We start from the raw sequence: 17,398 nt of genomic DNA, 5'->3' as shown, positions 1-17,398 counted from the left end.
GCCGATTCGGCGGCCGGGACGGCCGGATCCGCGGGAGCGGCGGCGTCCCCGGTGAGCAGATCCTTCTCCCATGCGGCGAGGGGCTGCTCGGTGGCGTCCTCGGCCTTCTCAGCCTTGCCGGAACGGTCCAGAAGACCATCCGCCACGGCGTCGGCGATGAGGGTGGTCAGAAGATTGATGCCATGGATGGCATCATCGTTGGCCGGAATCGGGTAGTCGACAAGGTCGGGATCCGTATTGGTGTCGACGACGGCGACGACCGGGATGCTCAGCTTGTGAGCCTCCTCGACGGCCAGGGCCTCCTTGTTGATGTCGACGACGAACAGTGCCGAAGGCGTCCGGGTCATCGCACGGATGCCCCCGAGCTGCTTCTCCAGCTTGTCCTTCTCGCGCTTGAGGAGCAGCAGCTCCTTCTTGGTCAGACCGGAGCCGTGGACGTCGGTGAAGTCCATCTCCTCGAGCTCCTTGAGACGTGCCACACGCTTGGAGACCGTCTGGAAGTTGGTGAGCATGCCGCCCAGCCAGCGCTCGGAGACATAGGGCATGCTCACGCGGCTCGACTGGGTGCTGATGGCGTCCTGCGCCTGCTTCTTGGTGCCGACGAACAGCACGGTGCCATTGTGCGCCACGGTGGTGCGGATGAAGTCGTAGGCCTTGTCGATAAGGTCGAGCGACTTGAAGAGGTTGATGATGTGGATGCCGTTGCGCTGGGTGAGGATGTACTGCTTCATCTTCGGGTTCCAGCGACGGGTCTGATGGCCGAAGTGCAATCCTGCCTTCAGCATGTCGCTCATGGTGATCTGAGCCATTGGGTGTGCCTTCCTGTCGGTTCTTGCCTGGCCATGCTGGCCCGAGTACAGCCCCCGAAGGGACCGACCGACGCAGGCCGTCGCGGACATGGCGCGAATTCGTGCGTCGTCTCGGTTGCGACGCCCGCGGATCCTCCACGCGGGACACGGACGTCAGGACGCACAAGCCTTCATGGTACCACAGGACGAACCCTTTCCGGGGACCGCCTACGGCGCGCCCCGGCGTCCATCTCCCACGGGCAGAAACCGCGATGCGGACGGGACGATACGGCGATCCCACCGGCCTCTCGCCGCGAACCGCCAGGCGTCAGCGCAGGGACGCCGACCGCATGAGGCGCATGGCGGCCCGGCGTTCGTCCTTCTCGAGTCTGTCGATGAACACATGGCCGTCGAGATGGTCGCATTCATGCTGGATCATCCGACCCATGACGCCGCGTCCCTCGAGAACCACGGCATGACGGTCAAGGTCGATGCCACGACAGCGCGCATAGTCGGCGCGGCGCGTCCCATACCACAGTCCAGGCAGGGACAGACAGCCCTCGTCGCCGTACTGCTCTCCGCGGAGCTCCTCGATGACGGGATTGATGACGTATCCGACCCTGCCGTCGATGTTGTAGGAGAAGACGCGCAGACTCACCCCCACCTGGTTGGCCGACAGACCCGCCCGTCCGGGATCGTTGACGGTGTCGACGAGATCCTCCACGAGACGTCTGACGGCCGGGGTGATTCCCCTCACGGGGTCACAGGGCGTCCGAAGCACGGGGTCTGGAACGACTCGGATGTCGCGGACCGCCATCAGTCACGTCCCCTCTCGGCCCCGGAGGTCCCGTCGGCCCGGGAATCCCCGTCGTTCTGGGTCCGTACGTCGTCCTGCCCCGAATGAAGCAGCCTCGAGTCGACGGTGGCCCTGGCCTGGTCGAGGGCCTGCCGGACGATGGGCGACATGGTCTGGGAGGCCTCCTTCACCGTCTGCGACGCCTGGCGCACGGTCTGGGTTGTCCTGTCGAGAATCTTCACCGTCGCCGGAGCCGGACGCGCATCGCCGCGTGGGGCGTAGATCTCCTCGTCGATGACATGGGCGTAGCGGGCGATGACCTTGGCCCGCACGACCTTCATGCTCGGGGTGAGAGTGCCCTCGTCCTGGGTGAAGTCCTCGTCGAGAATGGCGAACTTGCGGACGGATTCGGCCCTCGACACCCCGCTGTTCGCCTGATCGACGTACTGCTGGACGAAGGCGCGGACGGCCTCGCTGCGCGTGATCTCTGTCAGCGGGGCAGCGGAGTCCAGCCCCTGACCGGCCAGCCAGGAGCGGACCATGTCCTCGTCGAGCGCCACGAGGGCCGAGATGAAGGGACGTCCGTCCCCGATGACCACCGCGTGGGAGACGATGGGGCATGTGGCGATCGCCTGCTCCAGGGGAGCTGGGCTGACGTTCTTGCCGCCCGCGGTGATGATGATGTCCTTCTTGCGGCCCGTGATGGTGATGAAGCCCTCGTCGTCGATGGTGGCCAGGTCGCCGCTGTGCAGCCATCCGTCGGAGTCCAGGGTCTCGGACGTCAGATCCGGCCGTCCATGGTAGCCGAGGAACACGTTGGGGCCTTTGATGAGAAGCTCGTCGTCGTCGGCGAGCCTCACCGCTATGCCCGGACCGGGACGTCCCACCGATCCCACCCTGTTCGCGTCGGCGAAGTTCACGATGCAGGGTGCGGCGGTCTCCGTCATCCCGTAGCCCTGGATGAAGGTGATGCCGTCGATGCCGTTGAAGAAATGGGCGAGGTCGGGGTCGATGGGCGCTCCGCCGCAGGCCAGGTAGTGCAGGTCAGGCCCGAGCGCCGACCTGATGGAGGACCCGACGGCGGCCTCGTAGAAGGAGTGGGCGAGACGCTCACGGGCTGTATGCCGCCCGCCGTCCTCCTCCTTCGACCAGCGCACGAAATGGTCGAACGCCGAGGCGAGGATTCGACCGCGGATTCCTGGACCGGCCTTCTGCGAGGCGGCGTTGTAGACCTTCTCGAAGACGCGGGGGACCCCGAGGAGATAGGTGGGGCGGAATCCATGCAGGTCGGCGAGCAGATGCTGCGCGCCAGGCAGATAGCCGACGACACCGTGGGCGCCGATGGCCACGTACTGGATGTACCGGGCGAAGCAGTGCGCGAGCGGAAGGAACAGCAACAGCCGGCTCGGCTGGTAGAGCATGTCGTTGAGCACGTCATAGCCCGCGAAGACGATATGGGTGAAGTTGCGGTGGGACAGCACCGCGCCCTTCGGGCGCCCCGTGGACCCGGAGGTATAGACGATCGTCGCCGGGTCATCGGCCCTCACGGCGGCGATGGCCGCGTCAAGAGCGGCATCGTCCACGGACTCCCCGAAATCCACGACGGCGTCGAGCCCGTCGGCCTCGAAGTTGAACACCGCGGCCACGCCATCCGTATGCGGCAGAGCCTCCTCCAGGACGCGTGCGCGCCCGGAGCCTCCGGCGAAGGCGACCACCGGTCCGACATCGGCGACGAGGCCCTTGGCCTGCGCCGGCGAGTCCGTCTCGTAGATGGGGACGGAGACGGCGCCGACCGCAGCGCAGGCGAAGTCCACGACCCCCCAGTCGTAGCAGGTGGCCGAATAGATGACGACCTTGGATCCCTTCCGCACCCCCAGACGCAGAAGTCCTTTGGCGACGGCGCGGACGCGATCGAGCATCTCCCCCGCGGTCACGTCCCTCCAGCGCCTCGACGGCGCCTTCTGCCACTGGGCGATCAGGTCGTCGCGGTCGCGCGCCGCGCGGTTCGCGAGAAGGGAGAAGACGGTGTCCCTCTCGGTCGTGGGATGGATGACGTCAACGGCAAATTCACGAAGCATAGGCTTCACTATAGTGCGGCCACGCCTGCGCCCCTCCTGAGGGGGCCGTGACGACGCGCCACGTCGACCCGTCGACCTGGTTCCCGGACCGGTGAGGACGCACCCCGCACAGTTCCCGGACCCCGGTCTAGCCGAAGTCCGCGAGCACGCATACCCACCGGCTGCCCATCAGGGACAGGACGACGGAGGAGCAGTATCCCTGCGATCCGATTCCCAGGCACACGCTCATGTCGAACCTCGTCGGACTGACCAGCATCCCGTTCACCAGGCGCGGGACCACCGGCGGCTTGCACATCCGGCTGCGCAGCTCCGCGTCGGAGTTGAGACGAATGTCCATCAGCATGGACATGGTCCTCAGGCGGCTCAGACATGACGTCGACACGACACGCTCCATGGCTGGCGGAACGTCGCGGCCCCTCACCATGTCCGCGGCCATGCACGCCAGCTGGCAGGTCCGCATGGCCGCGGCGTGAAACTGCACGCGGTCCAGATCGCTGCGAAAGGTCATGGAGATGCGGTAGGGAACCGCGCCGCCTCCGAACGCGACGGCAAGCAGGCCCTCGATGACGAAGGGCGGATCCACATCCCCAAGGCGATCCGACCCGCCACGTCCAACGCCATCTCGTGCCGCCATCCCGGCTCCTTCCCGCGTCGGACCCTCGGGTCCGTTCCCTGCCATGACCCACCAGTCATCCCACAACATCATGAATGGAGGAATCCTGTCAATCGACGGGGAAACGGATGTGGATAACTGGAACGGAAGCTGGGCGTCGGCTGAAGACCGTCACGGTTCGGCCGCTGTCGGGCCTCCGTAGGCCGACGCGAAGGGAAGCGCTACACCCGGGGCGTATAGGGAGTGACGACGACGCCGCAGCGCTGGAAGCCCTTCAGGTCGACGTACCCCGTCGACGCCATGGCCCGTCTCAGGGCGCCAAGGAAATTGGTGCGACCATCGGCCTCGTGGCTGGGCCCGAAGAGGATCTCCTCAAGGCTTCCTGCGGTGCCGACATCGGTGCGACGGCCCCGCGGCAGGGTCTGGTGTCTGGCCTCGGCGCCCCAGTGCTTCCCCTGCCCGGGAGCGGTCGTCGAACGCGCCAGAGGGGCCCCGAGCATGACGGCGTCGGCTCCCAGGGCAAGGGCCTTGACGAAGCTCCCGGAGGTGCCCATGCCACCATCGGCGATGACCTGCACATAGCGTCCGCCGGACTCGTCCATATAGTCGCGCCGCGCCTCGGCGACATCGGCGATGGCCGTGGCCATCGGGGCCTCGAGACCGATCGTGGTGCGCGTGGCGGAGACGGCGCCGCCCCCAAAGCCCACGAGAACGCCGGCCGCTCCCGTGCGCATGAGATGCAGGGCCGCCGTGTAGCTCGCCGCACCCCCGACGATCACGGGCACGTCCAGGTCGTAGATGAACTTCTTGAGGTTCAACGGCTCATGGTCGCGCGAGACATGCTCGGCCGACACGGCCGTGCCGCGGATGACGAAGAGGTCGACGCCCGCATCGACCACCGTGGAATAGAACTCCTGGGTCCGCTGCGGGGACAGGGCCCCCGCCACGGTGACGCCCGCGGCGCGGATCTCCTGGAGCCGCCTCGTGATGAGATCGGCCCGCACGGGCTGCCTGTAGATCTCCTGGATGCGACGCGTCGCCTCGTCGTCGGGCAGGCCGGCGATCTCGTCCAGCAGGGGGGCCGGATCATCGTAGCGGGTCCACAGTCCCTCAAGGTCCAGAACGCCAAGAGCACCGAGCCTTCCCAGGGCGATGGCCGTGGCCGGGCTGGTCACGGAGTCCATCGGAGCGGCGATGACAGGCACGCCGAACTCGTAGGCGTCGATCGTCCATGCCGTCGAGACGTCCTGAGGGTCACGCGTGCGCCGCGAGGGCACGATGGCCACGTCATCCAGCGAATAGGCCAGACGGCCCTTCTTGCCCAATCCGATCTCGATCTCCTGAGTCATGGGCACCACGCTACTTCGCGGGTCTGACGTGGGAGCCACGCGTCCGACGTCCCGTCGGGTCCCCGTTACAGACCCTGCGCTAATACTGGTGGGGTCACCCATCACCCGACAGGAGGGCATATGGCCAAGATCAAGGTCGTCGGCAGGGTCGTCGAACTCGACGGCGACGAAATGACCAGAGTCATCTGGAAGCAGATCAGGGAGCGTCTGATCCTCCCCTATCTGGACGTGGACCTCGACTACTACGACCTGGGCATCCGGAACCGCGACGCCACCGACGACCAGGTGACCATCGACGCGGCCCGTGCCATCCAGCGCGAGCACGTCGGCGTCAAATGCGCCACCATCACCCCCGATGAGGCCAGGGTGGAGGAGTTCGGGCTCAAGAGGATGTGGAAGTCGCCCAACGGCACCATCCGCAACATCCTCGGCGGGACCATCTTCCGCGAGCCCATCGTCATCTCGAACATCCCGAGGCTGGTCCCCGGATGGACGAAGCCGATCATCGTCGCCCGACACGCCTTCGGCGACCAGTACAAGGCGACCGACTTCCGCGTGGACCGTCCGGGACGCCTCACCGTGACCTTCACCCCGTCGGACGGGTCCGAGCCCGTCGAGCGCATCGTGTTCGACTACCCGGGGTCCGGGGTCGCCCAGGTTCAGTACAACCTCGACGAGTCCATACGCGGATTCGCGCGGGCCTGCTTCAATTACGGACTGCTGCGCCGCTGCCCGGTGTACCTGTCGACGAAGAACACCATCCTCAAGGCCTACGACGGGCGGTTCAAGGACATCTTCGCCGAGGTGTTCGAAACCGAGTACAAGGATCGCTTCGACAAGGCGGGCCTCACCTACGAGCATCGTCTCATCGACGACATGGTGGCGAGCTCCCTCAAGTGGCACGGCGGCTACATCTGGGCCTGCAAGAACTACGACGGCGACGTGCAGTCCGACAGCGTCGCCCAGGGATTCGGGTCGCTTGGTCTCATGACCTCCGTCCTCATGACCCCTGATGGCCGAACGGTGGAGGCCGAGGCCGCGCACGGCACGGTGACCCGGCACTACCGCCGCTGGCTCAAGGGCGAGAAGACCTCGACGAACCCCATCGCCTCGATCTTCGCCTGGACGGGAGGTCTGCGTCACCGCGCCGCGCTTGACGGGACGCCCGGCGTGGAGCGCTTCGCCGACATCCTCGAGAAGGTCATCGTCTCCACCGTGGAGTCAGGGCGGATGACGAAGGACCTCGCCATGCTCGTCGGACCTGACCAGCCCTGGCTGGACACCGAGGGCTTCATGGACGCCCTCGACGAGGAGCTCGCCAGGGCGCTGTTCTCCTCGGCGAGGGACTAATCCCGGCTCCGCACCCGACACAAGCGCGGCGGCGTATCCTATGCTGGGTCCGGAAGGTGGTGGGATATGCCGAATCGTCATCCCAGGACAGTCCTGCGAAGGCGGATCGTCCGCGTTCTGGTGGCCGCCGGGACCCTGGTCGTGCTGGCGGCCGGATGCGGCGCTCCAACGGGCACGTCCTCGTCCGCCACGTCGTCAGCGGGATCCTCCGCATCCGGTTCCGTGGCGGTGTTCACTCCTGCGGATTCCCTGGTTCGCGGTTCGGACGCCCCTCTGGGGACGTGGAGCCTTCTTCGCGCCGAATTGAAGAAGTCGCTGGTCTCTGTGGGATTCGACTCCGATTCGATCACCACGACCACATCCCGGACCAGCGAGGCCCAGGCGAAGGCCGTCAGGGACTTCGTCGTCAAAGCCGCGGCAAGGTCCACCTCGTCCGGCGCGGCGACCAGCACCACGCTTGTCGTCGCGCCGGTGCCGGAGGATGCGACGGACGACGATTCGTACGGCGACCTTCTGACGAGGACCGCCGCGGATGAGGACGCCGACACCCCCGCTCTGACGAACGCCCTCTCCCTTGCACGACGTTCCGGCATGCATGTGGTCCTCGTGTCCAATGCGCTCGACGGCTTCTCCCCTGACCTGCTCGTGCAGCCCTCGAGGGCGCGGCAGATCGGACGGACTCAGGCTCTGAAGCTCGTCGACAAGATCGAGCTCGGCAAGGCTACGGCCTCGGATCCCCGCATCATCGAGGTGCTCATCCCAGCAACCGATGACTCCACCGACGCCGAGGCCTTCGCCGGCGTCTGGGACGTGCTTGGACCCTACTTCCGCAAGGGAGTCGCCGTCAGCACGTCGGGGACCCTGTCAGCCGCGACGACAGAGGACGACTGGGGCTCCGTCGTCTATGACGCGGGATCGTCCACCTCGTCGATGACGAAGAACTCGGCGAAGGAGCTGGCGTCACGTCTCGACGACGGAAGCGGATCGCGGACGCGAATCGACGGCGTCATCGCCATGACCGACGCGGCGGCATCCGGAGTCGTCGACGAACTGACGACCCTGGGCTACACAGGGTCCTCCGCGGACGTCAACCCCTCCATCAGCATCTCCGGCATCGTGGAAGGCATCACCGGCAGACATGACGTCGTCCGCAGCCCCGTTCCCGAACCCACCGGCGGCGACACGACAGGCAACGCGACCGACTCCCGCTGGCCGATCGTCACTTCATTCGGTGCGAGCACGGGCATGCTCCCGCAGATAGTCGATGGCAGACTGTGGATGACCTCGCTGGAGGACATCGCCACGACGACGACGCAGACGGCCGAAGCCTGCGCCAGACTGGACGCGGGAAAAACAGCGAACGGTCTGAAGTCCATCACCATGACGACCGTCAAGGGACGGAGAATCGCCGTTCTGCGGCCCAAGCTTCTCACCGTCAGCGCATCGAATCTCAAGAAGACGCTGATCGACCCCGGATACGTCTCGCTGGCCGACGCCGGTCTGTAGAGGAGTTTCGGAGAGGAGGCGAGGCCGGCTGAGGCCCCGCTCTCCAGGGAACCGCAGCGGTGTGAGCAGGGCCGGGCCTAGGAACGCCCCGTGCCACGCGTCACATCCACCGATGACGCGGACGGAACGGATCACGATGGGACGCGTTCAGCGCGGCGCCCGATCAGCGCCCCATCCCACGTCGGGACCCGTCGTCAGGTCCGATCGGACGGCTTCCTCGGCACATAGATCACATGGTCGATGACGTCGGCGTAATGCTCGACGATGACCTGTCTGCGAGCCTTGAGGCTGGGGGTGAGCATGCCGTTGCCCTGGGTGAACACGTCCGGCAGAATCTGGAACTTGCGGATGGATTCCGCACGGGAGACCAGCTCGTTGGCGACCGACACGGCCCTTTCGACCTCGGTGCGGATGATGGGGTTCCGGGAGGCCTCCTCAAGGTTCGCGACCGGCTTCGCTCCCTGGGAGGCCAGCCACTGGTTGGCGTCCGCGACGTCGATGGTGACGAGCGCGGCGACGAAGGGACGGCGGTCCCCTATCACCACGCACTGGTCGACGACCGGTGAGGACATCACGGAGGCCTCCAGCTCGCCCGGTGAGACGTTCTTGCCGCCCGCCGTGATGATGAGGTCCTTCTTGCGCCCGGTGAGGCGAACGAAGCCGTCCTCGTCGACGTCACCCAGATCGCCCGTGTGCAGCCAGCCGTCGACGATCTGGCCGCGGGTTATCTCCGGATGGTTGTGGTAACCCACGCAGACCGCGCGGCTGCGGATGCACAGCTCGCCGTCGTCGTCGACCCCCACCGACACTCCCTGCAGAGGAACGCCTATGGTGCCGATGCGGTAGCCCTGGGTCGGATTCACCGTGGCCGGCGCGCAGGTCTCCGTCATGCCGTACCCCTCCAGCAGGGGAAGACCGACGCCGTTGAAGAAGTGGGCGATGCACGGATCCATGGGCGCACCGCCCGAAACCGCATATTCCACCGATCCGCCGAACACATCGAGAATCTGACGATACACGAGCCGACGGTACAGTGATCGGCGCAGCCTCAGAGCCACGGGGATGGGACGACCGGACTGCTGGGCGCGCGACCAGGCGCGCGCGATCTCCGCCGACCCGGCGAAGATGCGTCCGGTGAGACCCGAGCCGGCCTTCTGCGAGGCGGCGTTGTAGATCTTCTCGAAGATTCTCGGCACGGCGAGGATGAAGGTCGGTCGGAAGGCGTGGAAGTCGGACAGGATGGTTTTGAGGTTGCTGGACAGCCCCAGCGTGATGTTGCCGGCGAAGCTGAAGAACTGCATGTACCGCGCGAACACGTGCGCCAGCGGCAGGAACAGGAGCAGACGACGATCGGGCTTGAGGGCGATGTCGGGCATCGACTGGATTCCGGCGTGGACGATGAACACGAAGTTGGAATGGGACAGCTCGATCCCCTTGGGCGTTCCCGTGGACCCCGAGGTGTACACGATGGTGGCCAGATCCGACCCCTTCACGGCAGCCCGACGCCGTTCGAAGTCCTCGTCGCTCACCGACCGGCCAAGCTCCGCGATGGCGGCGAGGGCGTCATCGGCGATGACGAGAACATCCTTCAGCTCATGGCAGTCGGAGGCGACCTGCTCGATCTTCGCACGCTGGGAGCCGTCCTCGGCGAAGGCCATGACGACCTTCGAATCGTTGAAGATCATCCTCACCTGGGCCGGCGAATTGGTCTCGTACACGGGCACGGTCAGGGCCCCGATGGACATGATGGCGGTGTCCAGCGCGGTCCATTGCCAGGAGGTGTGGGCGATGATGGCCACGGCATCACCTTGGTCTATGCCCCTGGCGATAAGGCCCTTGGCCAGCGACACCACAAGATCGCGGAAAGCGCGGGCCGTGAACGACTTCCATTCGCCACCCTCGGGATACTCGATGAGGATTCCCTCGGGATCGCGCCGCACGCGCCCCTCAAGCAGGGAAAAGACGTTGTCGTCGCTGTCGATCGGGGCATCAAGCGGTCGGGTGTATTCGTGGCGCATTGCTCTCCCTCGGTGGTCCGTCCCGCGGATTCGCGGAACCCACACCGATTCTACCCATCCGAAGGGGCGCGGTCGGTCGTCACCCCTCGAGCGGCTTGAGCGTCACCCCCGAACCGACGAATGACAGAGGGTCACGATACTCCCCCGCCGTCGTCCGCACCCCCCAGTGCACGCATCGTCCGCCACAGTGGTCGGAACCTCCTTCGGCGACGCCCACGCGTTCGCCGGCGCGGACCGTGGTCCCCACCGTCGGACCGCCGCCGGCCGGTTCGAGTGAGGACGTGAATCCCCCGTGGTCGATGCTGACGACCGATTTGCCTGCCACGGCTCCGACGAAGCTTATCGTGCCGTCGGCGGGGGCCACGAGGGTCCGGTCATCCCCGAGCACCAGATCGACCCCTCGATGTCCGGACGACCAGGCAAACGCAGGGGCACGAAAAACCGCCGAGACGGCTCCGCCTTCGATCGGGAGAACGAAGCCGAAGGCACACCCTCCATGATCGGGGAAACCTGACGATTCCGTCGAAACAGGGTCCTGCGCCTGTTGGACGCGCGGTTTCGACTCACGCAGACATATCGTTGCCGTGTCGGCCCACCACCGCGAACCCGCCGGAGAGACGACGCCGGATCGCGGAACCGGCGGAAGCAGCAGTGCCATCCACAACGACACGATGACGATGGATCGCATTCGGCATGCCAAACGAGCACGGCAACGCCGCCATGCCCGAGGTCGATCCGATGCCAAGTAGGCCATGACATCCCCTGTCGGTTATCGGCCCTCCGCGAGAGGGATCGGAACCAGCATGGGGGGCATCGACGCCCTGGACCAGCGGGGACGGGGTCCGTGCACGAACATGCCGGTGCAAGTCGCCGGCATCGCACCGCGTCCCGCGAACTAATGCTGAAGTATCTTGCCCAGGAACTCCCTGGCGCGGTCCGTACGGGTGTGGTCGAAGAACTCGGCCGGCGTCCCCTGTTCCACGATCTGGCCGTCGGCCATGAACACGACCCTGTCGGCGGCCTGGCGCGCGAAGCCCATCTCATGCGTGACGACCACCATCGTCATGCCTCTCCGAGCCAGATCGACCATGACGTCCAGCACCTCGCTGATCATCTCCGGGTCGAGCGCGCTTGTGGGCTCGTCGAACAGCATGACCTTGGGATGCATCGCCAGCGAACGTGCGATCGCGACGCGCTGCTGCTGACCACCTGACAGCTGGGCGGGGAACTTGCCCGCCTGGTCGGCCACCCCCACGCTGTCGAGAAGACGCATGGCCTCCTCCTCCGCCTTGGCCTTCGATTCATGGAGGACCCTGCGCGGCGCCAGGGTGACGTTCTCCAGAATCGTCTTGTGCGCGAAGAGGTTGAAGGACTGGAAGACCATCCCGACCTCCGCACGAAGTCTGGTCAGCTCACGGCCCTCCTGCGGAAGAGGCCGGCCATCGATGAGAATCTCCCCGGAATCGATACTCTCAAGCCTGTTGATCGTGCGGCACAGCGTCGACTTGCCCGACCCGGACGGACCGATGACGACAAGCACCTCGCCGCTGGTCACCGTCAGGTTGATGTCCCTGAGCACATGCAGGTCGCCGAAGTGCTTGTCCACATGACGCAGCTCGACGAGCGTACGACCGCCTGCGTCGGCCGCTCCCCGTCCCTCGATGACACCGGGCGTTACCGTCATGACGTGGCCCACCATCCCCTCGTCGTCGTGTGGTCCGAGGCAGCGGATACGACCGGAGCCCGGAGACCTTCGGCTCACCGTTCAGTCTAAAGGGCTGGCTTTCCAGGCGACGGCGGGGTGTGTCGGAAATGCTGGCGGCGGCGCGGAAGCCCGTGGACGGATGCGGGGAATGAGGTCACGAGCGCCCGCGAGGAACGTAGATCTCATGGTCGATGACCTCGTGGAACCGGTCGAGGATGGCGGCACGGCGGATCTTCAGGGACGTCGTCAGAGTGCCGTCCTTCGCGCTGAAGCGGTCGTCCAGGATGACGTATTTGCGTATCGATTCGGCGCGGGAGACGAGGGCGTTGGCCTTGGCGACGGCCCGGTCGATCTCGGCCCTGACGACCGGGCTCCGCCTTGTCTCGTCCACCGTGGAGACGGGATCGAGACCCTGGGAGACCAGCCAGGAGCTGACGTCGGGGACGTTCACCGTCACCAGGGCGGCGACGAAGGGCTTCCTGTCCCCGATGACCATGCACTGGTCGATCACGGGCGACGACAGCACCGCGGCCTCCAGCGGCTCCGGGGAGACGTTCTTGCCGCCCGCCGTGATGATGAGGTCCTTCTTGCGCCCGGTGACGTAGGCGAATCCGTCCTCGTCGATGTCACCGAGGTCGCCGGTGCGCAGCCATCCGTCGACGATCGCCTCGCGTGTGAGGTCAGGCCGGTTGTGGTATCCGCGGCAGACGCTTCCCCCGCGGATGAGCAGCTCGCCGTCCTCGGCGACGCCGTATCCCATGCCATAGATGGGTTTGCCGACGGATCCGATGCGGAAGGCCTTCGGGATGTTGACGCTGACGGGCGCGCAGGTTTCGGTCATGCCGAAGCCCTCGAGCAGCGGCAGACCGATGCCGTTGAAGAAATGCGCGATATCCGGGTCGAGAGGGGCCCCTCCGCAGATGGCGTATTCCACGTTCCCGCCAAGCACCTCGAGAATCTGGCGATAGACGAGACGACCATAGAAACCCCGGCGTAGGGTGAGCAGCCGAGGGATCGGCCGTCCCGACTGCTGGGCATGGGACCACGCGCGCGCGACGCGGACGGATCGCAGGAAGACGCGCCCGGCCGCTCCCTTCCCGGCCTTCTGGGAGGCGGCGTTGTAGATCTTCTCGAAGATTCGCGGGACTCCGAGGATGAAGGTGGGGCGGAAGGTCCTCACATCGGATATGAAGTCGCGAATATTGCCCGTCAGCCCGAGCGTCACCGTCCCGGCGAAGGCGAGGTACTGCAGATAGCGGGCGAAGACGTGGGCGAGCGGGAGGAACAGCAGCAGTCGGCTGTTCTGCGACATGGAGACCTCCGGCATGAAGTCACGGCTGTTGTAGGAGATGGAGACGAGGTTGGCATGGGTGATCTCCACTCCCTTGGGTCTGCCGGTGGAACCCGAGGTGTACACGATGGTGGCGAGGTCGTGACCGCGCACCGCGGTCGTGCGGGCCCGGAGCTCGGCGTCGCCGACGCGGCGGCCGAACTCCACCAGACCGTCGAGATCCGGTGAATCGATGACGAGGACCTCCCGCAGGAAGGGGACGTCGGAGCGGACGCGTTCGATCTTGTCGTCCTGCGAGGCGTCCTCGGCGAAGGCCATGATGACGTGCGAATCCTCGAATATGGCCTTCACCTGCGCCGGCGAATTCGTCTCGTACACGGGCACCGTGACGGCTCCCACCGCGAGGATCGCCATATCGAGCGCGGTCCACTCCCAGCGCGTCCTGGACAGGATCGACACCGCGTCGCCGGGCTTGATGCCCTTGGCGACGAGCCCCCTGGCGAAGGCCGTGACCCTGTCGAGGAACTCCCGGGCGGTGAACCGGCCCCAGCCTCCCCGGGCGTCCCTGTATTCAATGAGGCCGTCATCGGGGCTGCGATTGACGCGATCGAGCAGAATGGAGAAGACGCTCTGCTCGTCAGTGGTGATCTCCCGGATCGGCTGGGTGAACTCCTTGATCAGATGCGGCATACGAAACCCCTCTCCCCATGCGGGCCCCGCGGCCCCTGCTGGGCTTCACTCTAGTCGTCCGCCACGGTCCGACGGTTCCGGGGCCGAGGACGACGGAACCGGTTCTCCACCCCGGCCCCGTTGCCCGGACGGATCCCCGAGGGACGACCGTGGCCCCGAAGAACGCGGCATGACCTCGTCCCCAGCCCGACATATGTCCCCCGTCATCGCCCAACCGGGGGTGTCGTCCACGCGCCCCCGGACACGGGACCGGAGGGATGAAAAGCGAAGGACCCGCTCCCCCAGGGAACGGGTCCTTTCGATGGCTCCTGCGGCTGGGCTTGAACCAGCGACCATCCGATTAACAGTCGGACGCTCTGCCAACTGAGCTACGCAGGAATATCCGATGCCCGAATATCCGGGTCCCGGCGTGCATCCGCTTGCGCAGTGCACAAGTCATTGATGATACTCGGCTTCCCCGAGCACGCAACCCGTGGGCAGGGCGTGTCGTCGACGTCCCGAAGCACATCCCCGCAGCCGCAGGATCCGGATCAGACGCTGACGGTCGTCAGAGGCATGGCGGAATCGATGCCGAACCCAGGATCGGAGGGCCTGATGCCGGCCTCCACGAGATTGACCCCCAGCATGGCGACCATGGCGCCGTTGTCCGTGCACAGCGCGATACGCGGGATGCGGACCTCGATCCCCCTCGATGCGCCATCGGCGGCCAGACGCTCCCTGAGCTGGGAGTTCGCGGAGAACCCTCCTCCGACGATCAGCGTCTTCGACCCGTATTCGCGGCAGCCGTCAAGCGCCTTGCGTGACAGCACCGAGGCGACGGAATCCGCGAGGGAGGCGCAGACGTCATCGACGGGGACGTCCTCATCGGCCCTCATGCGCGCCTCCACCCAACGCGCCACGGCCGTCTTGACGCCCGAGAAGCTGAAGTCATAGGGATGCTCGCGCCCGGCGCGACCCTGAGTCAGCCCCTGGGGCACCCTGAGGGCATGGGGGTCCCCCAGCCGGGCATGCCGGTCGATATGCGGACCTCCCGGGTAGGGGAAGCCGAGCAGCCGGGCGACCTTGTCGAAACACTCCCCCGCCGCGTCGTCGAGGGTGGTGCCGACCACGTCGACATGACGGGCGACGTCCACGACATGCAGCAGCGAGGTGTGACCTCCGGAGACGATCAGCGCCATCACGTCCTTCGGAAACGGGCCGAACTGCAGTTGGGTGACGGCGATATGCCCGATGACGTGGTTGATCCCATAGATGGGCTTGTCGGCCGCCAGGGCAAGGGCCTTGGCCCCCGAGACGCCGACGGCGAGGCATCCCGCCAGCCCCGGCCCCGCCGAAACGGCGATGGCGTCCACGTCGGCCACGCTCATGTCCGCGTCGGCCAGCGCCTTCGACACGACCGGAACGAAGGCCTCCGCATGCGCGCGTGAGGCGATTTCGGGGATGACCCCGCCGTAGCGCGCATGCTCCTCCATGGAGGAAGCCACCACGTTGGAGACGAGTTCACGCCCGCGCACCACGGCCGCCGCCGTCTCATCACAGGTCGATTCGATTCCCAGCACCACAGGAGCGCCCATCATCCCTCGATTCCCGATCCGTCGTTCCCCTCGTCGCGTCCGCCGCCCCGCGGCGGATCCGACGACATGCGTCGCGGTACCTCCGGCGTGGAGTCCCCCTGAGACGGGGAGAAGCCGGCGGTCCGCGGCGCGAGGCCCAGAGCCATGACATAGGCGTCGACGCCCTCGGGCTGATAGTACCGACGCCGCAGCCCGAAACGGGTGAAGCCGAAGCCATGGTAGAGGGCCAGAGCCGGGACGTTGTCCACCCTGACCTCCAGCAGCATGCGCCGCGCGCCCAGAACGCGCGCGCGGTCGATCAGCTGACGAAGCATGGAGCCGGCCAGTCCTTGGCGACGACTCCGCGGATCGACGGCGATGGTCATCAGCTCGGCGTCGTCCCCGTCGAACCAGAACCCCGCGTATCCACGGATCTTCTCGGGGCGGTCGGACGCCTCGGCCTCGCTCGTTCCGGCAGGAACGGCGTCATCGACGTCGACGATGTAGGTGCGCGCCGGGGCGGCGAGCTCCTCAAGGATCGTCGTGCACGTCCAGGCGTCGGACCCGAAGCAGCGGGACTCGAGGCCGGCAAGGGCATGGCTGAGGGTCTGGCGGTCGAAATCCTCCGCGGCGACGATCACGGGCGCGCCGCCCTGGTCGCCGGTCCGGACCCCAGGACCTGCTTCAGCGGCGGCGGCACCGAGACGTCGGGACGCCGCAGATACAGAGGCTCCACGGGACGGGCACCGTGCGGGTCGCGTCTTTCGGCGACGGAGGCGAAAAGGTCGAGCCCCCGCGCGCCGGCGTCGAGCAGCACGGCATCGCTGACGAGTCCGGGGGCGGCAAGACCATCCCACACGGCGTCGTAGCGGACGGCGCCCCGTCCTGCGACGTCGACGATGCAGGGCTCCGACGAACCCGCGACCGCCGCATTGACCCGGCGGACGAGGACATCGGGATGGTCGATGTCCATGCTTGCGGACCTGCGATCGGCACGGTCTCCATCCGGCCTGATGCCATCCTCGTATGGAAGCGGCACGGGGGTTCCGTCATCCTCGAGCAGGGCCGCATAGAGCTGGCGTCGACGGGCGTCATTCACCGCCAGGGTCAGATGGCGGGCGCCCGACGGGAGCGCGGCCGGCAGACGGTCGCGGCGTGGGAGGGATGCGAAGGCCGGGTCCCCGCCACGCAGGGCGAGGGTCAGACGGGCCTGGGGGGTCAGGTCGTCGATGCCGACAAGCGGTGCGCCGATGGCGAATCCCAACGCCTTCGCGGTGACGATTCCGACTCTCAGACCCGTGTAGGGGGCGGGTCCCAGCCCCACGATGATGCGATCGATGCCGCGGGGACCGATTCCCGCCTCGCGAAGCGCACGACGGACGTCGCGCGCCAGGGATTCGACATGGGTGCGGGAATCCGTCTCCCGGACGGCATCGCATCCGACGACCCCGACCCAGGATCCGAAGGCCGTGTCCACCACCAGCACGCTCATGCCGCTTTCCTCCTCGCCCCAGCCACTATACGACCCCGCCGATCCCATGCCCGCGGATCAGGCACGGCGCTGCGTCCCGTGACCTCCCAGACGGGCCCGGCCCAGGCGCGCCGACCAGGAGCCACCCACCGGCACGAGCACGACCGTTCTGTCGCCGTCGGCATCGGGC

The 17,398-nt window shown here is 66.7% G+C and carries 14 protein-coding genes and 1 tRNA gene; 2 read left to right on the top strand and 13 right to left on the bottom strand.

Features of this window, described 5'->3' with window-relative positions:
• The 5 genes from rpsB to RWX87_RS04920 all read right to left on the bottom strand — a co-directional run.
• The coding region (gene rpsB, locus RWX87_RS04940; protein ID WP_314688155.1) for a 30S ribosomal protein S2 at nucleotides 1–809 on the bottom strand (809 nt) is incomplete at its 3' end.
• Nucleotides 810–1,116: 307 nt separating this feature from the next.
• Nucleotides 1,117–1,605, bottom strand: coding sequence for a peptide deformylase (locus tag RWX87_RS04935; RefSeq protein WP_314688153.1), 489 nt, complete (start codon nucleotides 1,603–1,605; stop codon nucleotides 1,117–1,119).
• Nucleotides 1,605–3,662: an AMP-dependent synthetase/ligase gene (locus RWX87_RS04930; protein WP_314688150.1), complete on the bottom strand. Its 2,058-nt coding sequence runs from the start codon at nucleotides 3,660–3,662 to the stop codon at nucleotides 1,605–1,607. Before RWX87_RS04930 ends, RWX87_RS04935 begins: the two co-directional genes overlap by 1 nt.
• Before the next feature lie 127 nt (nucleotides 3,663–3,789).
• Entirely contained in the window at nucleotides 3,790–4,296 is a 507-nt protein-coding gene (locus RWX87_RS04925; protein WP_314688148.1) for a hypothetical protein, read from the bottom strand.
• 200 nt (nucleotides 4,297–4,496) lie between these two features.
• On the bottom strand, nucleotides 4,497–5,624 hold the full coding sequence (locus RWX87_RS04920; protein WP_314688145.1) for a GuaB3 family IMP dehydrogenase-related protein: 1,128 nt from the start codon (nucleotides 5,622–5,624) through the stop codon (nucleotides 4,497–4,499).
• 120 nt (nucleotides 5,625–5,744) lie between these two features.
• Between RWX87_RS04920 and RWX87_RS04915 the strand changes: the two genes are divergently transcribed.
• Nucleotides 5,745–6,974 carry an NADP-dependent isocitrate dehydrogenase gene (locus tag RWX87_RS04915; RefSeq protein ID WP_314688144.1) on the top strand — a complete coding sequence of 410 codons (1,230 nt, stop codon included), beginning with the start codon at nucleotides 5,745–5,747 and terminating at the stop codon, nucleotides 6,972–6,974.
• A 66-nt stretch (nucleotides 6,975–7,040) separates the two neighbouring features.
• Entirely contained in the window at nucleotides 7,041–8,480 is a 1,440-nt protein-coding gene (locus RWX87_RS04910) for a hypothetical protein (RefSeq protein WP_314688143.1), read from the top strand.
• A gap of 194 nt (nucleotides 8,481–8,674) precedes the next feature.
• On the opposite strand, the gene RWX87_RS04905 is transcribed toward RWX87_RS04910, so the two are convergent.
• The 8 genes from RWX87_RS04905 to tsaB form a co-directional block, all read right to left on the bottom strand.
• On the bottom strand, nucleotides 8,675–10,498 hold the full coding sequence (locus RWX87_RS04905; protein ID WP_314688142.1) for an AMP-dependent synthetase/ligase: 1,824 nt from the start codon (nucleotides 10,496–10,498) through the stop codon (nucleotides 8,675–8,677).
• Nucleotides 10,499–10,577: 79 nt separating this feature from the next.
• On the bottom strand, nucleotides 10,578–10,886 hold the full coding sequence (locus tag RWX87_RS06825; RefSeq protein WP_399552307.1) for a hypothetical protein: 309 nt from the start codon (nucleotides 10,884–10,886) through the stop codon (nucleotides 10,578–10,580).
• Nucleotides 10,887–11,393: 507 nt separating this feature from the next.
• Entirely contained in the window at nucleotides 11,394–12,182 is a 789-nt protein-coding gene (locus RWX87_RS04895) for an amino acid ABC transporter ATP-binding protein (RefSeq protein WP_314688138.1), read from the bottom strand.
• A 175-nt stretch (nucleotides 12,183–12,357) separates the two neighbouring features.
• On the bottom strand, nucleotides 12,358–14,175 hold the full coding sequence (locus RWX87_RS04890; protein WP_314688159.1) for an AMP-binding protein: 1,818 nt from the start codon (nucleotides 14,173–14,175) through the stop codon (nucleotides 12,358–12,360).
• Nucleotides 14,176–14,486: 311 nt separating this feature from the next.
• Nucleotides 14,487–14,562, bottom strand: a tRNA-Asn gene (locus RWX87_RS04885).
• Nucleotides 14,563–14,714: 152 nt separating this feature from the next.
• Nucleotides 14,715–15,758: a tRNA (adenosine(37)-N6)-threonylcarbamoyltransferase complex transferase subunit TsaD gene (gene tsaD, locus RWX87_RS04880; RefSeq protein ID WP_314688157.1), complete on the bottom strand. Its 1,044-nt coding sequence runs from the start codon at nucleotides 15,756–15,758 to the stop codon at nucleotides 14,715–14,717.
• Nucleotides 15,758–16,378, bottom strand: a complete 621-nt coding sequence (rimI, locus tag RWX87_RS04875; RefSeq protein WP_314688135.1) for a ribosomal protein S18-alanine N-acetyltransferase — start codon at nucleotides 16,376–16,378, stop codon at nucleotides 15,758–15,760. Before rimI ends, tsaD begins: the two co-directional genes overlap by 1 nt.
• Complete coding sequence (gene tsaB / locus RWX87_RS04870; protein WP_314688132.1) at nucleotides 16,375–17,229, bottom strand: tRNA (adenosine(37)-N6)-threonylcarbamoyltransferase complex dimerization subunit type 1 TsaB; 855 nt, start codon at nucleotides 17,227–17,229, stop codon at nucleotides 16,375–16,377. Before tsaB ends, rimI begins: the two co-directional genes overlap by 4 nt.
• Nucleotides 17,230–17,398 lie beyond the last annotated feature (169 nt).

The sequence above is a fragment of the uncultured Bifidobacterium sp. genome (assembly GCF_963540075.1).
Taxonomy (GTDB): Bacteria; Actinomycetota; Actinomycetes; order Actinomycetales; family Bifidobacteriaceae; genus Bifidobacterium.
This window is presented reverse-complemented; position numbering and strand designations above follow the sequence as displayed.

Coding starts and splice junctions, on each gene's coding strand:
- RWX87_RS04935 (WP_314688153.1), bottom strand. CDS start 1,605: ATGGCGGTCCGCGACATCCGAGTCGTTCCAGACCCCGTGCTTCGGACG.
- RWX87_RS04930 (WP_314688150.1), bottom strand. CDS start 3,662: ATGCTTCGTGAATTTGCCGTTGACGTCATCCATCCCACGACCGAGAGG.
- RWX87_RS04925 (WP_314688148.1), bottom strand. CDS start 4,296: ATGGCGGCACGAGATGGCGTTGGACGTGGCGGGTCGGATCGCCTTGGG.
- RWX87_RS04920 (WP_314688145.1), bottom strand. CDS start 5,624: ATGACTCAGGAGATCGAGATCGGATTGGGCAAGAAGGGCCGTCTGGCC.
- RWX87_RS04915 (WP_314688144.1), top strand. CDS start 5,745: ATGGCCAAGATCAAGGTCGTCGGCAGGGTCGTCGAACTCGACGGCGAC.
- RWX87_RS04910 (WP_314688143.1), top strand. CDS start 7,041: ATGCCGAATCGTCATCCCAGGACAGTCCTGCGAAGGCGGATCGTCCGC.
- RWX87_RS04905 (WP_314688142.1), bottom strand. CDS start 10,498: ATGCGCCACGAATACACCCGACCGCTTGATGCCCCGATCGACAGCGAC.
- RWX87_RS04895 (WP_314688138.1), bottom strand. CDS start 12,182: ATGACGGTAACGCCCGGTGTCATCGAGGGACGGGGAGCGGCCGACGCA.
- tsaD (WP_314688157.1), bottom strand. CDS start 15,758: ATGGGCGCTCCTGTGGTGCTGGGAATCGAATCGACCTGTGATGAGACG.
- tsaB (WP_314688132.1), bottom strand. CDS start 17,229: ATGAGCGTGCTGGTGGTGGACACGGCCTTCGGATCCTGGGTCGGGGTC.